At 66.1% G+C, this 19,158-nt stretch carries 21 protein-coding genes; 15 read left to right on the top strand and 6 right to left on the bottom strand.

Going from position 1 to position 19,158, the window contains the following annotated elements:
* Positions 1-57: 57 nt before the first annotated feature.
* From HDE78_RS15150 to HDE78_RS15165, 4 genes are all read left to right on the top strand, one after another.
* Complete coding sequence (locus HDE78_RS15150) at positions 58-483, top strand: F0F1 ATP synthase subunit epsilon (protein ID WP_179480957.1); 426 nt, start codon at positions 58-60, stop codon at positions 481-483.
* A 219-nt stretch (positions 484-702) separates the two neighbouring features.
* Positions 703-1,776, top strand: a complete 1,074-nt coding sequence (locus HDE78_RS15155; protein WP_179480959.1) for a DUF748 domain-containing protein — start codon at positions 703-705, stop codon at positions 1,774-1,776.
* A 130-nt stretch (positions 1,777-1,906) separates the two neighbouring features.
* Complete coding sequence (glmU, locus tag HDE78_RS15160; RefSeq protein WP_179480961.1) at positions 1,907-3,280, top strand: bifunctional UDP-N-acetylglucosamine diphosphorylase/glucosamine-1-phosphate N-acetyltransferase GlmU; 1,374 nt, start codon at positions 1,907-1,909, stop codon at positions 3,278-3,280.
* Positions 3,250-3,816 (top strand): GNAT family N-acetyltransferase, encoded by a 567-nt coding sequence (locus tag HDE78_RS15165; protein WP_255457841.1) that lies wholly within the window; start codon positions 3,250-3,252, stop codon positions 3,814-3,816. Before glmU ends, HDE78_RS15165 begins: the two co-directional genes overlap by 31 nt.
* On the opposite strand, the gene HDE78_RS15170 is transcribed toward HDE78_RS15165, so the two are convergent.
* Entirely contained in the window at positions 3,817-4,809 is a 993-nt protein-coding gene (locus tag HDE78_RS15170) for a pteridine-dependent deoxygenase (protein WP_179480963.1), read from the bottom strand.
* 92 nt (positions 4,810-4,901) lie between these two features.
* On the opposite strand from HDE78_RS15170, the gene HDE78_RS15175 reads away from it, so the two are divergent.
* The 8 genes from HDE78_RS15175 (at position 4,902) to fabG (ending at position 11,337) form a co-directional block, all read left to right on the top strand.
* A complete protein-coding gene (locus HDE78_RS15175) occupies positions 4,902-5,174 on the top strand; it encodes a phosphopantetheine-binding protein (protein WP_179480965.1) in 273 nt (90 codons plus the stop codon).
* Positions 5,175-5,223: 49 nt separating this feature from the next.
* Positions 5,224-5,958 carry a xanthomonadin biosynthesis protein gene (locus HDE78_RS15180; RefSeq protein WP_179480967.1) on the top strand — a complete coding sequence of 245 codons (735 nt, stop codon included), beginning with the start codon at positions 5,224-5,226 and terminating at the stop codon, positions 5,956-5,958.
* Positions 5,959-6,029: 71 nt separating this feature from the next.
* The gene (locus tag HDE78_RS15185; RefSeq protein WP_179481101.1) at positions 6,030-6,299 is read left to right on the top strand and encodes a hydroxymyristoyl-ACP dehydratase; all 270 of its coding nucleotides are present in this window, start codon (positions 6,030-6,032) and stop codon (positions 6,297-6,299) included.
* Positions 6,296-7,255, top strand: coding sequence for an acyltransferase (locus HDE78_RS15190; RefSeq protein WP_179480969.1), 960 nt, complete (start codon positions 6,296-6,298; stop codon positions 7,253-7,255). The genes HDE78_RS15185 and HDE78_RS15190 overlap by 4 nt, the downstream gene beginning before the upstream one ends.
* Positions 7,197-7,850, top strand: coding sequence for an outer membrane lipoprotein carrier protein LolA (locus HDE78_RS15195; RefSeq protein WP_255457843.1), 654 nt, complete (start codon positions 7,197-7,199; stop codon positions 7,848-7,850). The genes HDE78_RS15190 and HDE78_RS15195 overlap by 59 nt, the downstream gene beginning before the upstream one ends.
* A 2-nt stretch (positions 7,851-7,852) precedes the next feature.
* Positions 7,853-10,171, top strand: coding sequence for an MMPL family transporter (locus tag HDE78_RS15200; RefSeq protein ID WP_179480973.1), 2,319 nt, complete (start codon positions 7,853-7,855; stop codon positions 10,169-10,171).
* On the top strand, positions 10,155-10,589 hold the full coding sequence (locus tag HDE78_RS15205) for a phosphotransferase (protein WP_179480975.1): 435 nt from the start codon (positions 10,155-10,157) through the stop codon (positions 10,587-10,589). Before HDE78_RS15200 ends, HDE78_RS15205 begins: the two co-directional genes overlap by 17 nt.
* A 10-nt stretch (positions 10,590-10,599) precedes the next feature.
* Positions 10,600-11,337 carry a 3-oxoacyl-ACP reductase FabG gene (gene fabG, locus HDE78_RS15210; protein WP_179480977.1) on the top strand — a complete coding sequence of 246 codons (738 nt, stop codon included), beginning with the start codon at positions 10,600-10,602 and terminating at the stop codon, positions 11,335-11,337.
* Between the two features lie 27 nt (positions 11,338-11,364).
* Here the strand turns inward: fabG and HDE78_RS15215 are convergent, their stop codons facing one another.
* From HDE78_RS15215 to HDE78_RS15230, 4 genes are all read right to left on the bottom strand, one after another.
* Positions 11,365-12,957 carry a tryptophan 7-halogenase gene (locus HDE78_RS15215; protein ID WP_179480979.1) on the bottom strand — a complete coding sequence of 531 codons (1,593 nt, stop codon included), beginning with the start codon at positions 12,955-12,957 and terminating at the stop codon, positions 11,365-11,367.
* Positions 12,958-13,083: 126 nt separating this feature from the next.
* Positions 13,084-13,872 (bottom strand): glycosyltransferase family 2 protein, encoded by a 789-nt coding sequence (locus HDE78_RS15220; RefSeq protein ID WP_179480981.1) that lies wholly within the window; start codon positions 13,870-13,872, stop codon positions 13,084-13,086.
* The gene (locus tag HDE78_RS15225; protein WP_179480983.1) at positions 13,869-14,711 is read right to left on the bottom strand and encodes a beta-ketoacyl synthase chain length factor; all 843 of its coding nucleotides are present in this window, start codon (positions 14,709-14,711) and stop codon (positions 13,869-13,871) included. The genes HDE78_RS15220 and HDE78_RS15225 overlap by 4 nt, the downstream gene beginning before the upstream one ends.
* Entirely contained in the window at positions 14,708-15,913 is a 1,206-nt protein-coding gene (locus HDE78_RS15230) for a beta-ketoacyl-[acyl-carrier-protein] synthase family protein (protein WP_179480985.1), read from the bottom strand. Before HDE78_RS15230 ends, HDE78_RS15225 begins: the two co-directional genes overlap by 4 nt.
* A 161-nt stretch (positions 15,914-16,074) precedes the next feature.
* Between HDE78_RS15230 and hemF the strand changes: the two genes are divergently transcribed.
* Positions 16,075-16,983, top strand: coding sequence for an oxygen-dependent coproporphyrinogen oxidase (hemF, locus tag HDE78_RS15235; protein WP_179480987.1), 909 nt, complete (start codon positions 16,075-16,077; stop codon positions 16,981-16,983).
* 140 nt (positions 16,984-17,123) lie between these two features.
* On the opposite strand, the gene HDE78_RS15240 is transcribed toward hemF, so the two are convergent.
* Complete coding sequence (locus tag HDE78_RS15240; protein WP_179480989.1) at positions 17,124-17,798, bottom strand: hypothetical protein; 675 nt, start codon at positions 17,796-17,798, stop codon at positions 17,124-17,126.
* 139 nt (positions 17,799-17,937) lie between these two features.
* Between HDE78_RS15240 and gpmA the strand changes: the two genes are divergently transcribed.
* Together gpmA and HDE78_RS15250 are read left to right on the top strand one after the other, a co-directional pair.
* Entirely contained in the window at positions 17,938-18,681 is a 744-nt protein-coding gene (gpmA, locus tag HDE78_RS15245; RefSeq protein WP_179480991.1) for a 2,3-diphosphoglycerate-dependent phosphoglycerate mutase, read from the top strand.
* Positions 18,682-18,683: 2 nt separating this feature from the next.
* Positions 18,684-19,058, top strand: a complete 375-nt coding sequence (locus HDE78_RS15250) for a cupin domain-containing protein (RefSeq protein ID WP_179480993.1) — start codon at positions 18,684-18,686, stop codon at positions 19,056-19,058.
* Positions 19,059-19,158 lie beyond the last annotated feature (100 nt).

Here is a 19,158-nt window from a genome sequence, read left to right on the forward strand (position 1 = left end):
GACCGTTCCTTGCTTCCCCATTCCCCGTTCCCGTCGAGCACAGCGAGACCACCCACCATGACCAACACCATTCGCGTCGACATCGTCAGTGCCGAAGCCGAGATTTTCTCCGGCGACGCGACGATGGTCATTGCCACCGGCGAGCTGGGTGAGCTGGGCATTACGCCCCGCCACGCGCCGCTGATCACCCGCCTCAAGCCCGGCCACGTCGATGTGGTGCTGGACGGTGGCGAGCGTCAGCAGTTCTACGTTTCCGGCGGCATTCTGGAAGTGCAGCCGCAGGTCATCACCGTGCTGGCCGATACCGCCGCCCGAGCCTCCGATCTGGACGAGGCCGCGGCACAGCGCGCCAAAAAGGAAGCCGAGGACGCGCTGGCTCATCGCACCGAGGCGCTGGATATCGCCGAGGCGCAGGCGAAACTGGCCGAAGCGATGGCCCAGCTGCAGGCGCTGGAGCGCCTGCGCAAGAACCTCAAGCATTGAGTTTGTGCGCTCGTCCCTGAGCGCAGAGCACGATCGAGAGGCGGCCATTCATGGCCGCACTATCAGTAAAAGCGTCGTCGCCTGAACTGCGGGCGGTTGACCTGACGCCGGCCTTGCGCCGGCGTTTTGCCATCCGCGCGTCGCTTTGTCGCCAGCATTTGCCGCCACGCAGACACGGGCGCGACTAGAATGCCCCGACCGCACCGGGAAACGATCGCCATGAAGTTTCGCTACCGCCGACATCTGGGCGTGCTGATCATTGTCATCGTGATGCTGCTGATCATTCGCGCCGCCATGCCGTATGCGGTGCGGCACTACCTCAACAGCCGCATGGACAAGATGGGCGACTACCACGGCCAGATCGCCGATATCGATCTGCACCTGTGGCGCGGCGGCTACACCATCAACCAGCTGAGCATCGTCAAAGTCAGCGGCAAACTGCCGGCGCCCTTGCTGGAAACCCCGCGCACCGACATTTCATTGAGCTGGGTAGCGCTCACCCACGGCGTCTTTCGCGGCAAGGTGACCTTCACCCAGCCGACGATCAATTTCATCGAAGGCAGCAACCAGGGCGCCAGCCAGACCGGCAAGGGCGTGAACTGGCGCGACCAGCTGAAGCTGCTGGCGCCGATGCGGCTGGACGAGATCAACGTCATCAATGGCACGGTGACGTTCCAGAGCTTCGTCTCCAACCCGCGCGTCGACCTGAAGATGACCGACGTCAACGGCACCGTGACCAACCTGACCAATATCCAGCGCCGCAACGGCAACCGTGTGGCCGAGCTGCACGCCACGGCCAAGATCTTCGGCAATGCGCCGTTCGAGACGCAGGCAACGTTCGACCCGATCAATCAACTCGGCGATTTTTCCTATGCGCTGCGCGCGACCGATATCCCGCTGGTGAACGCCAACGGTCTAGCGCGCGCGTATGCGGGCCTCGATTTCGCCGGCGGCACCGGCGATTTCACGATGGAGCTGCAGGCCCAGAACGGACAGCTGGACGGTTACGCCAAACCACTCTTCCACAATCTGCAAATCTTCAGCTGGAAGAAGGACGTCGAGCAGGAAAAGAAAAGTCCGCTGAAAGTCGCCTATGAGGCTGTCGCGCAGGGCGTCGTTTCGGTGTTCAAGAACCAGGAAAAAGACCAGTTCGGCACACGGGTGCCGATCTCCGGACGCATCGGTGACAAGGTGGCCGATCCGTCGCAGGCCATTCTCGGCATTCTGCACAACGCCTTTGTGCAGGCGTATTCGCCCCAGCTGGAAAAACTGAAGCCCGCGCCGAAAAACTGATCGGTCGTCGGTAGAGCATTTTTTCTTGAAGGCGTTCGACCGGATCTCTTGGAGATAAGCGCGCAGCACGCGCGATCACTTATATCCTGCGTCGCTGAATACCTCTTGTTTCGATCACGTTGGTGCTGTCATGCCTGATTCCTCGCTGCACGTCATCATTCTTGCCGCCGGCGAAGGCAAGCGGATGAAATCCCGCCACGCCAAGGTGCTGATGCCGCTGGCCGGCCGTCCGCTGCTGGCCCATGTGCTTAGCACCGCGCGCGCGCTGCAGCCGGCGGAGACCCACGTTGTCTACGGCCACGCGGGTGACGAAGTGCGCGCGGCCTTTGCCGACCAGTCGGATCTACGCTGGGTGCTGCAGGCCGAGCGGCTGGGCACGGGCCACGCCGTCGAGCAAGCGCTGGCGACCATCGCCGACGAGGCGCAGGTGCTGGTTCTGTATGGTGACGTGCCGTTGATCCGCGCCGACACGTTGCGGCCGTTGGTGCAGGCCGGCGGCGCTCTGCGCCTGCTCACCACGCGGCTGGACGACCCGCACGGCTACGGGCGCGTGCTTTGCGACGCGGCCGGGCAGATCGCCGAAGTCGTCGAAGAGAAGGACGCCACTGCGGAACAGCGCGCAGTTACGCTGATCAACACCGGCATCCTCGCCGCCGACGCGGCCGCGCTGCGCGGCTGGATCGCACGACTGGATCGCAACAACGCACAGGGCGAGTACTACCTCACCGATATCTTTGCCATGGCGGCGCGGGAAAATCGCGCCGCGCTGAGCGTCGAATGCGCCGACCCGGTCGAGGCGGCCGGTGCCAACGACCCGTGGCAGCTGACCGAGCTGGAGGCGCATTTTCGCCGTCGCGCCACGCACGTGTTGGCGCTCGACGGCGTGCGCATGGCCGACCCGACGCGCATCGATGTACGCGGCACGATCCGCGTGGGGCACGATGTCGAACTCGATATCGACGTGATCCTCGAAGGCGAGGTAGTGCTTGGCGACGACGTGCGCATCGGCGCCTTCACCCGGCTCAAGGACGTGCAACTCGCGGCCGGTACCGTCGTGCACGCACATTGCGACGTCGAGGGTGTGATTACCCACGGCCCCTGCGTGATCGGCCCGTTCGCGCGCCTGCGTCCCGGCACAGAGCTAGCCAGCGGTGTGCACGTCGGCAATTTCGTCGAGGTCAAAAAAACCACGATCGGCGAAAACAGCAAGGCCAACCACCTCAGCTACCTTGGCGACAGCGAGATCGGCCGCGGCGTCAACATCGGTGCCGGCACCATCACTTGCAACTACGACGGCATCAACAAGTCGATCACCCGCATCGAGGACGGCGCCTTTATCGGCTCCAACAGCGCACTCGTCGCGCCGGTGACCGTCGGTGCCCAAGCCACTATCGGCGCCGGCTCCGTCATCACCCGCGACGCGCCGGAAGGCGAGCTGACGCTGACTCGCGCGAAGCAGACCACGCTGAAGGGATGGAAACGGCCGACCAAGCGGGTCGAATGAATCCGTGTCGGCGCATACAACCGATTTCGGATACCGTGTGTGTTGATAAACGAAGTGTCTCGGGTGAGGATTCTATGTCCTTTGCGCAACCTGAAATAGTTGTAACCGATCAGGTCGACGAACGGATTCATCAGGTCATCGGTGAGGGCTTGAATCAATTCAACGATGCGATAGCCGGCTACGGCGATCGACATGCACTCGCCGTAGTCCTGAAAAATCCGGACAACGGCGAACCGCTCGGAGGCGCGCTCGGTCGTTCGTCGTTGGGCTTGCTGTTTCTCGAACTCTTTTTCTTGCCGGCATCGCTGCGCGGCGATGGCCTGGGTACCCGCATTCTGGCGGCGTTCGAGGAAGAAGGCCGCCGCCGCGGCTGTCGCTCGGCCGTGCTGTATACCATCAGCTTCCAAGCCCCTGGATTTTACGAACGCAACGGTTGGCGTGCCTTCGGTGAAATCCTCTGTGACCCTCCCGGCGCCAGCCGGATATTCATGTGCAAGGATTTGACGGCAAAGGCGCCTTCGACGGACGCAGGCTGATCAGGCATACCGCCACCCATCGATTTCCACCAGCAGTTCGCGGCGGCAGATATCGCCGTGCAGCAGCAGCACCGGTACGCCGGGCAGGCGGCGACGGAAAAAGTCGCGCACGCGTGGAGCGTCGACGGCGTGTCGCACGTAGGCTTTGAGCGGCGAGTGCGTGTCGAAGCCCGCAGGCATGTCGGCGCTGGCGAGCAGCGTTTCCAGGTTGATCAGGGTCTCGTCGAGCTGGGCATCCAGGTCGTCGTCATGGGCGGAGGCATGGCCGACGACCGCCGCTGTACCGGAGATCGCGAGCACGTCGTTGCCAGGAAGGTTCATGGCGCGGGCAAAGCTCGGCGGCGTGCGGCCATATTGGCGCGGATAGCGCCAGGCGCTGACCTGGCGCGGGTTTTCCACGCGCTCGCCGGGCTGGTCGCAGGCCAGCAGGTAAATCTGCAGCCGGTGCGCCGGGCCGTGATGACCGATGGCGCTGGCAGCGGGAAAGCCGTCGGCGAAGAAACTGCCCATACCCGCGGCGCGACCGTCGCAGAACTGTTTGTAGCGCTCGGCATCGCCGACGCCTTCATTGATGGCGCCGAGGTAATTCCACAGGCGCAGCACATGTCGCTCCGCGCGCTGTTCGAGGAACTGGCGCACCTGCGTGTAGGCCGTGTTCGCCGCGCCTTCCGGACCACCGTGCTCACGTTCGTCCAGCTCGATGGCGGCAAAAAGCCAGCCGCCGCCAGCCGACCAACGCAGGGCGTCGACGCGACCATGGGTCACCGGTGCATCGACCTGCCAGATCTCCAGCGGCGCTGGGGCGTCGAAGCTTTCCAGCGCGATTTGCAGCGCACGGGGGTCACCCGTTTTCTGGCTGCCGGCGCCGAAGCCGAGCAGGGCCAGCGTGCCGGATTCGTTCAGCGCGGCGGCGGTATCGCCAACGCGATACGACACGCGCGGGGCGCGGCGCAAAAGGGGGGCAAACTGCGGTTTTTCACTTCCCTGAACCATGCGGTGCAACCAAGAACGTTAAGATCGCTATGTTACACTGCATGGCCGTCGCCACCGGGTGTAGGCGAAGTAAACCCCAGTCGGAATCGAGCATGGCAGAGCAAACAGCGTCGGAACACGAATTGGCCACGTTGATCGTGGAATGCCTGAACCTCGATACCGTGACGCCCGACCAGATCGACCCCGACGCGCCGCTGTTCGGCGGCGATCTCGGGCTGGATTCGATCGACGCGCTGGAGATCGCCCTGGCCGTGTCCAAACGCTACGGCTTTCAGCTGCGTTCGGACAACCCTGACAACCGGCAGATCTTCACCAGCCTGCGCACGCTGTCGGCGCATGTCGAGCAGCATCGCCTCGCCGCCTAACCACGCGTGTGGCAAACCTGCCCGTGTGTTCGGTCATCACGGTACCGGTATGACGCTTCCGCCTCTTTCAGCTGAGCCGCCGCGGCCTATCGTCGACACGCGCCGCTATGTGCTGCCATTGCTGCTGGCCTATCCGGTTTTGGCGATCGCCGGCGACGTGACGCATCGACAGATCTTTCCATTGATCGCGCTGCTCCTGCTGGCCACCGCGCTGATGCTGCCGCGGCTGCTGATGCTGCGCATGGGCGAGTGGCTGGCCTGGCTGGCGATTCTGGCGGCGCTGCTGCTGTCGTCGGTGTTCGGCTTCGCGGACCTGTTGCTGGAGAGCGTGCCGATTCTGGTCAGCGCACTGCTGGCCATCGGTTTTGGCAGGACGCTCGGCACGTCCGAACCGTTGGTCGCCCGTTTCATCGTGGCGCTGGAAGGTCGCGAGCGCCTGGCGCAACCGGGTGTGGCGCGCTACGCGCATGACATCACCTGGAGCTGGACGCTGCTGCTGGCGGCACAGGCCTTGCTGCTGGCGATGCTGCTGTTGTGCGCCGAGCACACGGGCGTGCTGGCGCGTCTGGGATTCACCTCACCGCTGCCGGTATCGGATCGCTGGGCCGCGATGTGGTTGCATGTCGGCGGCTATCTGGTGCTGGCGGTGGCCTTTGCGCTGGAATACGGCTACCGCCGCTGGCGCCTGCGCCATCTCAGTCATCCCGGTCTTCACGACATGCTGCTCAAGCTCATGCTTCAGTGGCCGCAGCTGATGCATGGCAAAGAGGCGTCGCCGCGATGAGTGCCGATGTGATCAAGACGGACGCAGACGAGACGGCGACACTCCATGAAACCTTTGAGCACCCATTCTGCATCGGGCTCGATCATCCTTCCTTGCCCGGTCACTTTCCCGGTCATCCGCTGGTGCCGGGCGTGATCCTGCTGGAGCAGGTCGCGATGGCGTTGCGCACATGGCGCGGGCAGCGACTGGCCCGCGTGATGGACGCGAAATTCGTGGCGCCGCTGCTGCCGGCCGAAACCGCCGTTGTACGCCTCACGCAGGCCGCTGCCGAGCGCCTTCGCTTCGAGATTTTTCGCGGCGACACGCTGTTGGCGCGCGGCACGATCGAGGCGGCGGCATGACCACCAAGGAGCACTGGCAGGACCGCCCCGAGGGCGGCGGCTTTTTCGCGATGTGGATCATCCGCACCATCGCGCTTTACGGCGGCCGCGGGCTGGCCCGCGCGTGCCTGTATCCGATCACGCTGTATTTCTATCTGCGGCGCAAGCCCGAGCGCCTCGCCTCGCGGCAATACCTGCAGCGTGTGTTCGGCAAGCCGGCCACGATGCGCCAGGTGTTCCATCACATGCACAGTTACGCGGCGACCAGCCTGGACCGGATCTTTCTGCTGGCGCGCGGCGAGTCGCTGTTCGAGATCGAAACCGAAGGGCTCGAATTGCTCGATGCCTGTATCGACCGCGGCCACGGCGTGCTGCTGTTCGGTTCGCACCAGGGCAGTTTCGAAGCCCTGCGCGCGGTGGGCGCGCGGCGGCCGGACATGTCGATCCGCGTGGTACTGGACAAGCAGAAAACGCCGGCGATGACGCGCCTGCTGGAAGACCTCGCGCCCGACATCGGGGCCAACGTGATCGATGCCTCGAAGGACGGCACCAGCATCGCGCTGGCGATGGCCGAGGCCTGTCGGAGCGGGGCGATGGTGGCGATGCTGGCCGATCGCGGCCGCGGTCACGAGTCGCTGCGTCATGCGGAGTTTCTCGGCTCGCCGGCGCCGTTCCCGATCAGCCCGTGGCTGCTGGCGCATACGCTGCAGGTGCCGGTGATACTGTGCTTCGGCCTGTACCTGGGCGGCAACCGCTATCGCGTGGTGTTCGAGGCGATGGCCGACCGGGTGGAGATTCCGCGCAAGCAGCGTGGCCCGGCCCTGGACGCACTGATCACCCGCTATGCCCAACGCCTGGAACACTACGTCCATGTCGCACCCTACAACTGGTTCAACTTCTATGATTTCTGGCAGCAAGATGTTCGCGCTACTGCTGTGCATGACGTTGCTACCGTGGGCGAGCGCGTCGAGGTCTGAAACCACCGCAGCCGCGGCATCCTCATCGGGTACATCGGAAACGTTGATTGCGGCATTGGGCCAGCCCGCACCGGCGCGCACGCCGTTTGCCGAAGCACGCTTTCTGAAAGTTTTGGACAAGCCGCTGGTCGTCTCCGGCGAGCTGGCCTGGCTCGGCGGCGATCAGCTGCAGCGCCGCGTCGATCATCCGAATCAGGAAACGGCCAGCATCGCCAACGGCGAAGTGACGCTGCAGCGCGCGGGCAAAAGTGCGCGCACGTTTTCGCTGTCGCACGCGCCGCAGCTGCAGGTGCTGTTGGACAGTTTCGTAGCCTTGCTCAGCGGCGACGGCAGCCGCTTGCAGCAGGCGTTCAACATCAGCCAGACCGGGCAGGCCAGTGGCGCGTGGACGCTGACGCTGACCCCGCGCGATGCGAAAGTCGCCAAAACCGTCGCCAGCATCGTGATCGACGGCGAGGGCAAGCAGCCGCGCTGCATGCAGATGCAGGAAGCCGATGGCGATCTGGCCATCGACCTGCTCGGGCCGCTGGCCGACAAGATGCCGACGCAGCCGACGCGTGCCTCGCTGCAGGCGCTGTGCCAGGGCGCGCACTGAGCATGCGCCAGCGTGGGCGTGTCACGCTGCTGGTCCTTTGGCTGCTGGTGCTGGCCGGGCTGGGCTGGATGGTCAGCCAGCGGCTGAAGGTCAGCACCGACTTGCGCAGCTTCATGCCGGCACCGACCACGCCGGATCAGCGCCTGCTGATGGCGCAGGTCGGCGACGGCGCTGGCTCGCGACTGCTGCTGCTGGCCATATCGGGCCAGCCCGACGCGAAGCTCGCCGCGCTCAGCCAGGGTCTGGTCGCGGCGCTGAAAAAAGATCCGCGCTACAGCCAGGTGCTCAATGGGGGCTTCGATCTCGGCGCACTCGACCCCAAGCTTTTGCCGTATCGCTACCTGCTGTCGCCGACGCTGGATACCCAGCCGATCGACGAGGCCTATCTTGCCGACCAGCTGCAGCAGCGGCTGGACGATCTGTCCTCGCCCGGCGCCAGCCTGCTCAAGGACCTGCTGCCGCGCGACCCCACGCTGGAAGTGCTGAAGCTGGCCGAACGCTGGACGCCGCCGCGATCCCCCGAGCTGCGCGAGGGCGTATGGTTTTCGCCGCAGCACGAGGCGCTGCTGGTGGTGCAGACCGCCGCCGCCGGTTTCGATCCCGACGCGCAGGCCAAGGCCATTGGCGGCATCGAGCAGGCGTTTCATGCCTTGCCCGGCAGCGCCGGCGCGCATCTGGACCTCAGCGGGCCGGGCTACTTCAGCATGGTGATCGGCGCGCAGACGCAGCATCAGGCCGAGTGGATCGGGCGTATTTCCACCGTGGGTTTTATCGCGCTGTTGCTGCTGGCCTATCGCAGCGTGAGCTCGCTGCTGCTGGGCGCGCTGCCGATCGCCAGCGCGGCCCTGGCCGGCATCGCGGCGCTGACGCTGGCGTTTCCCGAGGTGCACGGCATCACGCTCGCGTTCGGCTTCACCCTGCTCGGTGTGGCGCAGGAATACCCGATACGCGTGCTCAGCCACCGCCGCGCGGGCGAGGACGCCGTGCAAAGCGTGCGGGCGCTGTGGCCGCTGCTGCTCACCGCTATCGCGTCGGCCTGCATCGCCTACCTGGCGTTTTATGCGTCGGGCGTGAGCGGCCTCAAGCAGCTGGCGGTGTTCACCATCGTCGGCCTGCTGGTCGCCGGCTTCAGCACGCGCTATCTGCTGCCGCATCTGCTGCCGCGCAAGGTGCGCGACGTGGCCGATCTGCCCTGGCTGGTTCGGGCGCGTGATCTGGTCGATCGCCTGCCGCGGCCGCGGTGGATTCCGCTGGTCGTGGCGCTGGCGATCGTGCTGATGCTGGCGTTCGCGCCCGGACCGTTCTGGCAGAACAACCTGGCGGCGCTGACCCCGCTGCCGCAGGACATGCTGCTGCACGACGCGCGCCTGCGCGAGGCGCTGGGCGCGCCGGACGTGCGCTACCTGCTCGTGCTGCAGGCACCAACCGAGCAGGGCGTGCTGGCGTTGTCCGAGGCGCTGCAGCCGAAGGTTGATGCGCTGGTGGCGGCGCACGCGGTCGACGGCCTGGAGCTGCCGTCGCGCTATCTGCCCAGCGTGGCCTTGCAGCAATCGCGTCAGCAAAAGTTGCCGGATGCCGAGGCGCTGAAAAAGTCGCTGGGCGATGCCCTGCAGGGCCTGCCGTTCCAGCCGAATCTGTTTCAGCCGTTTCTCGACGACGTGGCTACCGCGCGCCGGCTGCCGCCGCTGACTCCGACCTTGTATGCCGCCTCGCCGCTGGGACAGCGGCTGGCCTCGATGCTGACCCAGCGCGACGGCCACTGGCTCGGCCTCGGCTCGATAAGCGGCCTGCACGATGTCGCGGCGGTGCAGGCGCTGGGTGACAACAGCGCAGGCACGGTGCGCCTGCTCGATCTGAAAGCGGCGTCCGAATCGCTGGTGGTCGACTACCGCACGCGCATCCTGCAGGCGCTGCTGGCGGCGACCGTGCTGCTGATTGCCACGATCAGTTTTGCGCTGCGCAGCGTGCGTCGCGCCTGGCACGTGCTGGCACCGATGACGCTGGCCACCTTTCTGGTACTGGCGGTGGAGCGCGTGGCCGGCATCGAGATTTCGCTGTTCCATCTGGTCGCGCTGATTCTGGCCGGGGGCCTGGGCCTGCATTACGCGCTGTTTTTCGAGCGCGATACCGGCGACCCGGCCGAACAGCGGCGCACCCTGCATGCGACCGGAGTCTGCGTGCTGTCCGCGCTGCTGGTGTTCGGCATGCTGGCCTGGGCGACCATTCCGGTGCTGCGCGCGATCGGGCTCACGGTGAGCCTGGGCGTGGCGTTCCACTTCTGTCTTTCCATCCTGATGGCGCCGCATGCTTCCGAAGACTGACTGGGCGGCACTTATTCCGCACGCCGGCACGATGTGCCTGCTCGACGCCGTGTTGGCGTGGGACGAGCACACCATCCACGCCGTCACCGAGGGCCACGCGCGCGCGGACAATCCGCTGCGCGGTACCCAGGGGCTGCACGCGGTGCATCTGGCCGAATACGGCGCGCAGGCGATGGCCGTACACGGCGCCCTGCTGGCGCGCGCCGCGGGCGCGAAAACGGCCAAGCCCGGCCGGCTGGTCAGCCTGCGCGATGTGCAGCTGCTGGCCGACTATGTCGACACCTGCGATGGCCGTCTGGACGTCCATGCGCAATGCCTGCAGGCCGGTGAAGCCAGCGCGCAATATCTGTTTCGCATCGAGCATCGCGGCCGCCTGCTGGCCAGCGGACGCGCGGCCGTCATCCACCCCGACTCCTGAGATCCATGCCATGACCGTCATTCCTCCCTTGCGTCGCGCCTTGGTCACCGGTGGCAGTGGCGAACTGGGCATCGCGATCTGCCATGCGCTGGCCGTTGGCGGCTATCACGTGATCGTGCACGGCAATCAAAGCCTGCACCGCGCCGACGACGTCGCCGCGGCCATTCGAGAGCAGGGCGGCAGCGCCGAGTCGTGCGCCTTCAACGTCACCGACGCGGGCGTGACGCGCGCCGCGCTGGACGCGCTGCTGGCCGAAGGCACCATCCATGCCGTGGTCAACAACGCCGGCATCCACGACGACGCGCCGATGGCCGGCATGTCCGACGAGCAGTGGCATCGGGTGATCGACGTGTCGCTGCACGGATTTTTCCACGTCACCCAGCCGCTGCTGCTGCCGATGGCGCGCGCGCGCTTCGGGCGTATCGTGTCGGTCAGCTCGGTCGCCGCGCAGGTCGGCAACCGCGGCCAGACCAATTACGCGGCGGCCAAGGCCGCGCTGCACGGCGCGACCAAGTCGCTGGCGCGCGAGATGGCCTCGCGCGGCATCACCGCCAACGTGGTGGCGCCGGGCATCATCGAGGGCCGCATGATCGGCGACGACTTTCCGCCCGAGCGCATCCGCGAGATGGTTCCCGCGCAGCGCGCCGGCAAGCCGGCCGAAGTCGCGGCGCTGGTCGCGTTTTTATGCAGCGAGTCGGCCGCCTATATCAACGCCCAGGTCATCGGCATCAACGGCGGCATGGCCTGAGAGCGTGAACAGGGTCTGAGAAAACTCTCAAGCGGCGAACAGCATCGGCCGCAGCCGCGCGCGGGCCAGGTCGCGCATGTCGCCGCTTAGCGAATCACCACCGTCGGCCACCGCGCGTTCGACGATGCTGGCGGCCAGCCCTTCGAGCAGATCGAGATTTTCGCGCAGGCGAACGCGCAGGTCGGCATCGCTGAGCTGATCGTGCAGGGTGGCATTCATTTCGGCGAACCACGGCAGCATGCCCTGGTCGAGCATGCCGCGCGGATTGCGCCCCTGCGACAGCGCATGCCAGCGGCCGAAGAAATGCTGCATGCGTTCGTTGAGCGCCTGCGCCGCCTCGAGTTCGCGCGCCATGTCGGCGAACAGCGCGGCATCGCCCAGGCGCTGCTGGAACACCAGCTGGCACAGCACGCCCCAGTAGTACGCGTAGTCCCAGATCACCTTGATCGGCAGCACTTCGGCGTTGCCGAACAGCGGGTACTGATGCCGATAGAGCTTGAGCGTGCTCTCGTAGAACGACAGGAACAGCCGTTCGTACAGCCGCGCGTACGGCGCGATCGGCTGGCCGGCGCGATCGACCGCCACCAGCCGGCAGATATAGGTATTGGCAATCGCGATGAAGTCGGTGCCGGGCGAGTAGAACGGATCGAGAAACGGCCCGGCCTCGCCGGTCAGCGCCCAGCGGTCGGCGCTGAACATGCGCGCGCAGCCGTAGGAGTAATGGCGGAAGAAGGCGAAGTCGAGCAGCTTGTCCTGCCGCTTGGCCACTTCGCGCGCGATCGCCGGCTGGTGCACGCCGAGCCAGTCCTGCGCGCGCGCAAAGGTGTTCATCGTGTCGATCGGATGCATCGCCGCGTCGGCCACGATACCGACCGAGTGCGCGCCCGAAGCCAGCGGAATCAGCCAGGTCCAGTAACCCGGTCCGCACAGGTGGTTGGTCGAGCGCCAGCGCTCGGCGGGGTTGCAGCGGCCCTGCCAGTCGCTGTCGTCGCACCAGCCGTCGATCGCCAGGCGGTCGTCGAGGCGAAACCACACCGCGTTGGCGTGGTGGCCGTTGTCGCGGGTCAGCTCGAGCCGGCGGCGTATCATGCCGGCGCGGCCGGAGGCGTCGAGCAGCCAGCGCGCGCTGAGCGCATGCGTATCACCGCTGGCGTCGATGTAGCGCACGCTGTGCGCGTCGCCGTGGCTGCCGAGTTCGAACGTCTGCACGGCCACGCCGTCGCGAAAATCGATGCCGCGCCGGCGCGCTTCGTCGCCGAGAAAATTCTCGAAGATGCCGCGATCGATCTGGTAGCTCGGCGTCGGCAGCACCCGACGAACGCCCAGCTCCGTCACGTTCTCCAGATCGCTGCGGCCGTCGGAGAAAAAGAAGCGGAAGCCGAATTTGCGGATGTGTTCGGTTTCCAGATGCTCGCGCAGGCCCAGCGTCTCGGCCAGATAATGTGCGGCAATCTCCACCGTCGATTCGCCGATTTTGTGCGCGGCGGCGGGCAGCGGATGCGCGCGGCGCTCCAGCACCACGATGTCCATGTCTGGAAATTCGCCGCGCAGCTGCAGCGCAAGGCACAGCCCGGCGAGGCCGCCGCCGAGTATTACCGCATCGTGGGACGTGTTGGTCATGCAGACTCCGCGCCGCCGTTTCGGCCTTGATTGTGCACCGTTTGATCCTCGCACGGCGCCGGTGTTTTGGGCGTCAGCGGCGCGGCGTATCGACGCGTAATTTCGCCGCATGCGCGCAGCGATCGATTACGGCACCGGCGCCAGGGTGGTCAGCGGCGCGCTCGCGATGATGTGATCGACCACCAACGGCTGCGCGTGTGAACGACGGTAGCTTTTCACGATATCGCCGTAATGAATCACTCGACCGATGGTGTACGTCGTAATGCGGGTCACGTCACGAACCGGGGCGAAGTGACTGCGTCGAAACGTGGCGTGATAGCGCGACGCGATCGGTACCGCGACGACCCCAAGCTTTTTCTCGCGCGAGGCGGCAATCAGAATCGCGGCTTCGAACACGAAATGTTCCGCCGGCAGGTCGACCAGTTCCATTGCGCTGCGCGGATACCAGCGCTGGCCGCTCTGGGTGTCGGCCACCGGCTGGGCGCAGGCCCAGGAGATGCCCCAGTCGGCCACCGCGTTGGCGCGGCGGCGGCCCTTGGGCTGCTGTTCGCGATCGAGCAGGCGCGCGCCGATCACGATGTGCTCGGGGTGGTCCGCCGCCGCCGCGACGATGCGTGGAATATCGGCAGCCAGATGCTGACCGTCGCCGTCCATGGTCAGCACCGCGTCGAAGCCTTGCCGCAACGCTTCGCGAAATCCGCAGCGCAGCGCCTCACCTTTGCCGCGCCGCTGCGCGTGGCGTAGCAAGGTCACCGGCATGGCCGCGACGATCTCGGGCGTGCGATCGTTCGAGCCGTCATCCACCACGATGACTTTCGCGCCAAGCGCTAGCACCGACTGCACCACCGACTGGATCGCCTCTTCCTCGTTGAGGCAGGGAATCAACACGCACCAGCGGGCGGAGGAGGCGATCATGCGACCTGCTCCGCGGTGCGGCTTGGCGCGTGGTCTGGCTGAACTGCAGCGGCCTGCAGCTCGATACGCAGCCCCAGGCTGGCCGCGGCCTTCAGCTCGCAATGACCGTGACCGCGCGCCAGTGCGGCCAGCAGCGGCAGCGCTTCGGCGGACGCGTTGGCGGCGCGCCAGCCGACCAGTGGTTCGGGCAGTGCGTGGTCGGTCGAACCCTGGATCGGCGCCAGCATGACGTCCAGCGAGGCCAGCGTGTTTTCGCTGAGTTCGGGGGTAAGCACCAGCGCACAGCCAAACGACTGCGTGCAGCCGGTTTCCTCGACCAGCGGAAACACGCCGGCGATATCGCTGCACACCAGCAGCACGGGGCAACGGTCGGCCAGCGCATGGCTGATCGCTTCGAGCAGCCCGGCGCCAAAACTCATCCGTTGTGCGCACACGGCGGTGGACGGTTCGTGGCAGCCGGTGGCGATGGTCCAGTAGCCGGCCGGTGCGTTGTGCACCGAGTTGTGGAAGCGGATCGGCGACAGTTCCTTGGGCGCGCTCGCCAGCGTGGCGCACATGTAATCGGTGATCGCCTGATCGCCGTGCGAGGAGGAAAACACGCAGGTCAGCGAATCCGCTGCGCGGCCGCTCATCGCCACCGCCTGTCCGGCCACCTCGGCCGCCAGCAGCACGCTTTCCGGTGCGCGGCGGCGCTCGTTCGGCGGCAGCGTGGTGGCCACCGGTTTCGGTGAGGGCGGCTCGGGTGCGTTGCCCCCCAGCAGCGCCTGCAGCGCGGCGAAGTTGCCCAGTTGCTTCGACCACAGGCCGATGCCTTCGACGTGAATGCGCAGAGGACTCATGCGGCAAACTCCGCGCGGGCGAAAGCGAGGCAGGCGTTGTTGCCGCCAAAGCCGAACGAATTGCTGAGCGCCACGTCGACCCGCTGCTGTTCGTTGGTCCAGGCGAACTGCGCTCCGCAGCCGGCGTCCGGCGTGGCGCCACCGAGGTTGCCCGGGATCAGGCCGTGCTCGATCGCCTGCAGCGCGATGGTCGCCTCGATGATGCCGGCGGCGCCCAGCGTGTGGCCGGTAAACCCCTTGGTCGAGCTGCCGCGGGTGCGCGCTGGAAACGCGCGGCTGACCAATGCGGCTTCCACTTCATCGTTTTTCTGGCTCGCCGTGCCGTGCAGATTGATGTAATCGACCCGATCGGCGTCGATGCCGGCGCGTGCCAGCGTATCGCGCAGCGCCAGCTCGGCGCCGAGGCCGTCCGGGTGCGGCGTGGACATGTGGTGCGCGTCGCTGGCTTCGCCGTAACCGAGCAGGCGCGGTGCCGCCGGGGCGATGTCGACCCGCTCGAGCAGGGCGAAGCCGGCTGCCTCGCCGATCGAGATGCCGTTGCGCGCGGCATCGAACGGCCGGCACGGCTGCGGCGAGACCAGCTCCAGCGCGTTGAAGCCGAACAGCACGCTGTCGCATAAGGTATCCACACCGCCGACCACGGCGGCATCGACAAGGCCGAGCCGGATCAGCCGTTCGGCATTGGCGAACGCCTTCGCGCTGGACGAGCAGGCGGTGGAAATGGTCAGGCACGGACCTTCCAGTTCCAGCGCCGCGGTGACAAAGGCCGCCAGCGAATGCGGCGCGTGGATCGCCGGGCGACGCATGTCGTCGGGAAAGCCGCCGTCGGCGTCGAGCCGGCGGTAGGCGGCTTCCGTCTCGCCGATGCTGGCGGTGGAGGTGCCCAGCATCAGCGCGATGCGGTGCGCGCCGTAGCGTTCGCGCGCGGCGCGCACGCGGTCGAGAAAACCATCCTGGTTCAGGCCGAGCCAGGCCAGCCGGTTGTTGCGGCACTCCCATACGGAAAGATCCGCCGGCAGCGGCGCGTCCTCCACGCCGGCTACGCGCCCGATCCAGCAGTCCAGCGGGGCGCTGCTGAAGTCGTTCGGGCGCAGGCCGCTGCGGGCAGCCCGCAGGGCATCGAACTGCGCCGCCAGGCCGTGGCCGATGGCCGAGGTGGCGGTATACGCGGTGACCGCGAGCGGTGTCATGGGATCGGGCATCGCAAAAGCCTACCGGTCGATTCGGGGATTGCCTAGCCTTCCGATGGATCGGCGGCAGACGGCGCCGATACTGAAGTTTCGGGCATGAAGGCCGCGGGAACGCCGACGCCTGCCGTGACGCCTTGTTAAGCTCGCCGCTGTTGAATGGATCGGGACAAATGATGAGCGAGCAGGCCGAACGTGCCGAAACCTTCCTGAGAGGACTGCAGGACCGCATTTGCGCCGCCGTGGAGCAGGTCGACGGCCGCGCCCGCTTTGTCGAGGATGCCTGGACGCGCGAGGGCGGCGGCGGTGGACGCACGCGCGTGCTGAGCGAAGGCGATGTGTTCGAGCAGGCCGGCGTCAATTTTTCCTATACCCGGGGCAAGTCGTTGCCGCCTGCCGCAACGGCACGCAAGCCCGAACTCACCGGTGCTTCGTACGTGGCGGCCAGCGTCTCGCTGGTGCTGCATCCGCGCAATCCGCACGTACCGACCACACACGCCAACGTGCGGTATTTCGAGGCCGGCAAGCCGGGCATGGACCCGGTGTGGTGGTCCGGCGGCGGCTTCGACCTCACGCCGTTCTATCCGTATGAAGAAGACGTACGGCACTGGCACGGCGTGGCGAACGCGCTGTGTACGCCGTTCGGTCAGGATGTCTATTCGCGCTACAAGAAATGGTGCGACGAATATTTCTATCTCAAGCACCGCGACGAGACGCGCGGCGTCGGTGGCCTGTTCTACGACGACCTCAACGAGGGCGGTTTCGAGCGCTGCTTCGATTTCATGCAGGCGGTAGGCAACGGCTTTCTCGACGCCTATCTGCCGATCGTCGAACGCCGCAAGGACACGGCATACGGCGAGCGCGAGCGCGAATTCCAGCTCTACCGCCGCGGCCGCTACGTCGAGTTCAACCTGGTCTACGACCGCGGCACGCTGTTCGGCCTGCAGTCCGGCGGGCGCACCGAATCGATCCTGATGAGCCTGCCGCCGCGCGTGCGCTTTGAGTACGCCTACGCGCCGGAAGCCGGCTCGGCCGAGGCGAAGCTGGCGGATTATTTGAAGCCTAGGGATTGGATTGAGAGTTGAGAGATGAGAGATGAGGGGCGAGGGGCGAGGGGTGAGCGAAAGGCGGAGAGCCGACTCGCGCCGACTGCCGGCTTCCCGCAGCGCCTTCGTCTGACGCCCTCGCTACTCGCCCCTCGTCCCTAGCTCTCGCTCCCGCTCATCTAAGGAGTCGCGCCACTAAACTTCACCACGGTGGCGCCTTTGACCGGGCCGATCTGCGCGCTGTCGCTAACTTTCAGGATCACCTCGCGACGAAACTCCAGCGTGCCCTGTACCACGGCGTGCGGGCCGATCACGATCACCGGCGTGTGGGTATTTTTGTGGATCCAGCCGTGCGACTCGTCGACCAGGATGCCGCCCTCGACGTGCGAATTGGCGCCCACGGTGACGTCACCGGTGACCGTGTCGATGCCGCCGGCCACGTGCGCGGCCTCCAGCGCGATCACACCGTTGACGTTGCTGACCTTGCCCTGCACCTCGGCGCCTTGGGCCAAATGCAGGCCACCGTTGACGGCGGTGACGTCACCGCTGACGCGACTGGCACCTCCCAGCGTCACGGCGCCATTGACCGTTTCCAGCGACTTGGCCTGCCCCTTGTCGCCCAGATCGATCGAACCATTCACCGTATTGGCTTTCTCCACCTTGGCGCCGTCGCCGATATGGACCGAACCGTTGACCGTGCTCACGTCGCCGGCCGGCTGGTTGGCCTCGACAGTGACCGAGCCGTTGATCTTGCTGATGTCGTCGCCGCTGGCCCAGGCCGCCGAGGGCAGGCTCGCCAGCGGCAGGACCACGGCAAACGCCGCGCTGATGAAAATCGTCGGGAATCGACGCATGGCAGTCTCCGTAGATGATGTGTGCAGTTAGGATGCGCCGGCGCGCCTCAGGGTTTACCGTGACCTGTGGCAGGGGTCGGATTTGACGCTGCCGGCTCGCGGCCGCACCATGCCGGCCTGTCCACACCTGATGATCGCCATGCATAAGCTCGTACTGATTCGCCACGGCCAGTCGCAGTGGAACCTCGATAACCGCTTCAGCGGCTGGGCCGATATCGACCTCACGCCGCAGGGCAACGCCGAAGCGACCGCCGCGGGCGAGCTGCTGAAGTCGTCCGGCTATACCTTCGATGTCGCGCATACGTCGGTACTCAAGCGTGCGGTGCGCACTCTGTGGGGCGTGCAGGACGCGCTGCAGCAGATGTGGATACCGGTGCTGACCGACTGGCGCCTCAACGAACGCCACTACGGCGGCCTCACCGGCCTCAACAAGGCCGAAACGGCAGCCAAGTACGGCGACGAGCAGGTCAAGATCTGGCGCCGCAGCTACGATATCCCGCCGCCGCCGCTGGAGCGCAGTGCCAACGAGTCGGTACACGATCCGCGCTATGCCACGCTCGACCCCAAGGAAATTCCCGACACCGAATGCCTGAAGGACACCGTGGCCCGCGTGCTGCCGTACTGGCACGAGACGCTGGCGCCGGCGATCCGCGCCGGTCAGCGAGTGCTGGTGGTGGCCCACGGCAATTCGCTGCGCGCGCTGGTGAAGTACCTGGACGATATTTCCGACGAAGCCATCGTCGAGATGAACATTCCCAACGGCATTCCGCTGGTCTACGAATTCGACGAGCACCTCAAGCCGCTGCGTCACTACTACCTCGGCGACGCCGCCGAGATCGAAGCCAAGATGGCGGCCGTCGCCAACCAGGGTAAAGCGAAATAAGCATGGCCAAGGCTACCTCACCGCAGGCCATTGCCGCCTCGTTGACCGAGTACTGGTCGCCACGCGTGGTGGGCGAGCTCGAGGAAAACTATATCAAGGTCGCCAAAGTGCACGGCAGCCTGTGCTGGCATAGCCACGACGACGAGGACGAGCTGTTCCTCGTGCTCAAGGGACATCTGCGCATCGAGCTGGAAAACGCCGAGGCGATCGAGCTGGACCAGGGCGAGATGTTCGTGGTGCCCAAGGGCGTGCGGCACAATCCTGTTGCGTCGGACGAGTGCCACATCCTGCTGATCGAGCGCAAATCGACCCTGCATACCGGCGATGTGGTGATGGACAAAACGCGCTCGCTGGCCGAGCAGCTCGGCGACGCCTAGCAACGGTTTAGGGTGATGCCCGGCGCATGACAGTCGTCATGCGCGACGGCGGTATCCCGTCAGTCGTCACTGCCTCGGCGCTGGATTAAGCTGTGCCGGT

It is taken from the genome of Rhodanobacter sp. K2T2 (assembly GCF_013408815.1).
Lineage (GTDB): Bacteria > Pseudomonadota > Gammaproteobacteria > Xanthomonadales > Rhodanobacteraceae > Rhodanobacter.

What these genes read in the sequence shown, in the direction of transcription:
- HDE78_RS15150 (WP_179480957.1), top strand. Translation starts at nt 58, where the DNA reads ATGACCAACACCATTCGCGTCGACATCGTCAGTGCCGAAGCCGAGATT.
- HDE78_RS15155 (WP_179480959.1), top strand. Translation starts at nt 703, where the DNA reads ATGAAGTTTCGCTACCGCCGACATCTGGGCGTGCTGATCATTGTCATC.
- glmU (WP_179480961.1), top strand. Translation starts at nt 1,907, where the DNA reads ATGCCTGATTCCTCGCTGCACGTCATCATTCTTGCCGCCGGCGAAGGC.
- HDE78_RS15165 (WP_255457841.1), top strand. Translation starts at nt 3,250, where the DNA reads ATGGAAACGGCCGACCAAGCGGGTCGAATGAATCCGTGTCGGCGCATA.
- HDE78_RS15170 (WP_179480963.1), bottom strand. Translation starts at nt 4,809, where the DNA reads ATGGTTCAGGGAAGTGAAAAACCGCAGTTTGCCCCCCTTTTGCGCCGC.
- HDE78_RS15175 (WP_179480965.1), top strand. Translation starts at nt 4,902, where the DNA reads ATGGCAGAGCAAACAGCGTCGGAACACGAATTGGCCACGTTGATCGTG.
- HDE78_RS15180 (WP_179480967.1), top strand. Translation starts at nt 5,224, where the DNA reads ATGACGCTTCCGCCTCTTTCAGCTGAGCCGCCGCGGCCTATCGTCGAC.
- HDE78_RS15190 (WP_179480969.1), top strand. Translation starts at nt 6,296, where the DNA reads ATGACCACCAAGGAGCACTGGCAGGACCGCCCCGAGGGCGGCGGCTTT.
- HDE78_RS15195 (WP_255457843.1), top strand. Translation starts at nt 7,197, where the DNA reads ATGTTCGCGCTACTGCTGTGCATGACGTTGCTACCGTGGGCGAGCGCG.
- HDE78_RS15200 (WP_179480973.1), top strand. Translation starts at nt 7,853, where the DNA reads ATGCGCCAGCGTGGGCGTGTCACGCTGCTGGTCCTTTGGCTGCTGGTG.
- HDE78_RS15205 (WP_179480975.1), top strand. Translation starts at nt 10,155, where the DNA reads ATGCTTCCGAAGACTGACTGGGCGGCACTTATTCCGCACGCCGGCACG.
- fabG (WP_179480977.1), top strand. Translation starts at nt 10,600, where the DNA reads ATGACCGTCATTCCTCCCTTGCGTCGCGCCTTGGTCACCGGTGGCAGT.
- HDE78_RS15215 (WP_179480979.1), bottom strand. Translation starts at nt 12,957, where the DNA reads ATGACCAACACGTCCCACGATGCGGTAATACTCGGCGGCGGCCTCGCC.
- HDE78_RS15220 (WP_179480981.1), bottom strand. Translation starts at nt 13,872, where the DNA reads ATGATCGCCTCCTCCGCCCGCTGGTGCGTGTTGATTCCCTGCCTCAAC.
- HDE78_RS15225 (WP_179480983.1), bottom strand. Translation starts at nt 14,711, where the DNA reads ATGAGTCCTCTGCGCATTCACGTCGAAGGCATCGGCCTGTGGTCGAAG.
- HDE78_RS15230 (WP_179480985.1), bottom strand. Translation starts at nt 15,913, where the DNA reads ATGCCCGATCCCATGACACCGCTCGCGGTCACCGCGTATACCGCCACC.
- hemF (WP_179480987.1), top strand. Translation starts at nt 16,075, where the DNA reads ATGAGCGAGCAGGCCGAACGTGCCGAAACCTTCCTGAGAGGACTGCAG.
- HDE78_RS15240 (WP_179480989.1), bottom strand. Translation starts at nt 17,798, where the DNA reads ATGCGTCGATTCCCGACGATTTTCATCAGCGCGGCGTTTGCCGTGGTC.
- gpmA (WP_179480991.1), top strand. Translation starts at nt 17,938, where the DNA reads ATGCATAAGCTCGTACTGATTCGCCACGGCCAGTCGCAGTGGAACCTC.
- HDE78_RS15250 (WP_179480993.1), top strand. Translation starts at nt 18,684, where the DNA reads ATGGCCAAGGCTACCTCACCGCAGGCCATTGCCGCCTCGTTGACCGAG.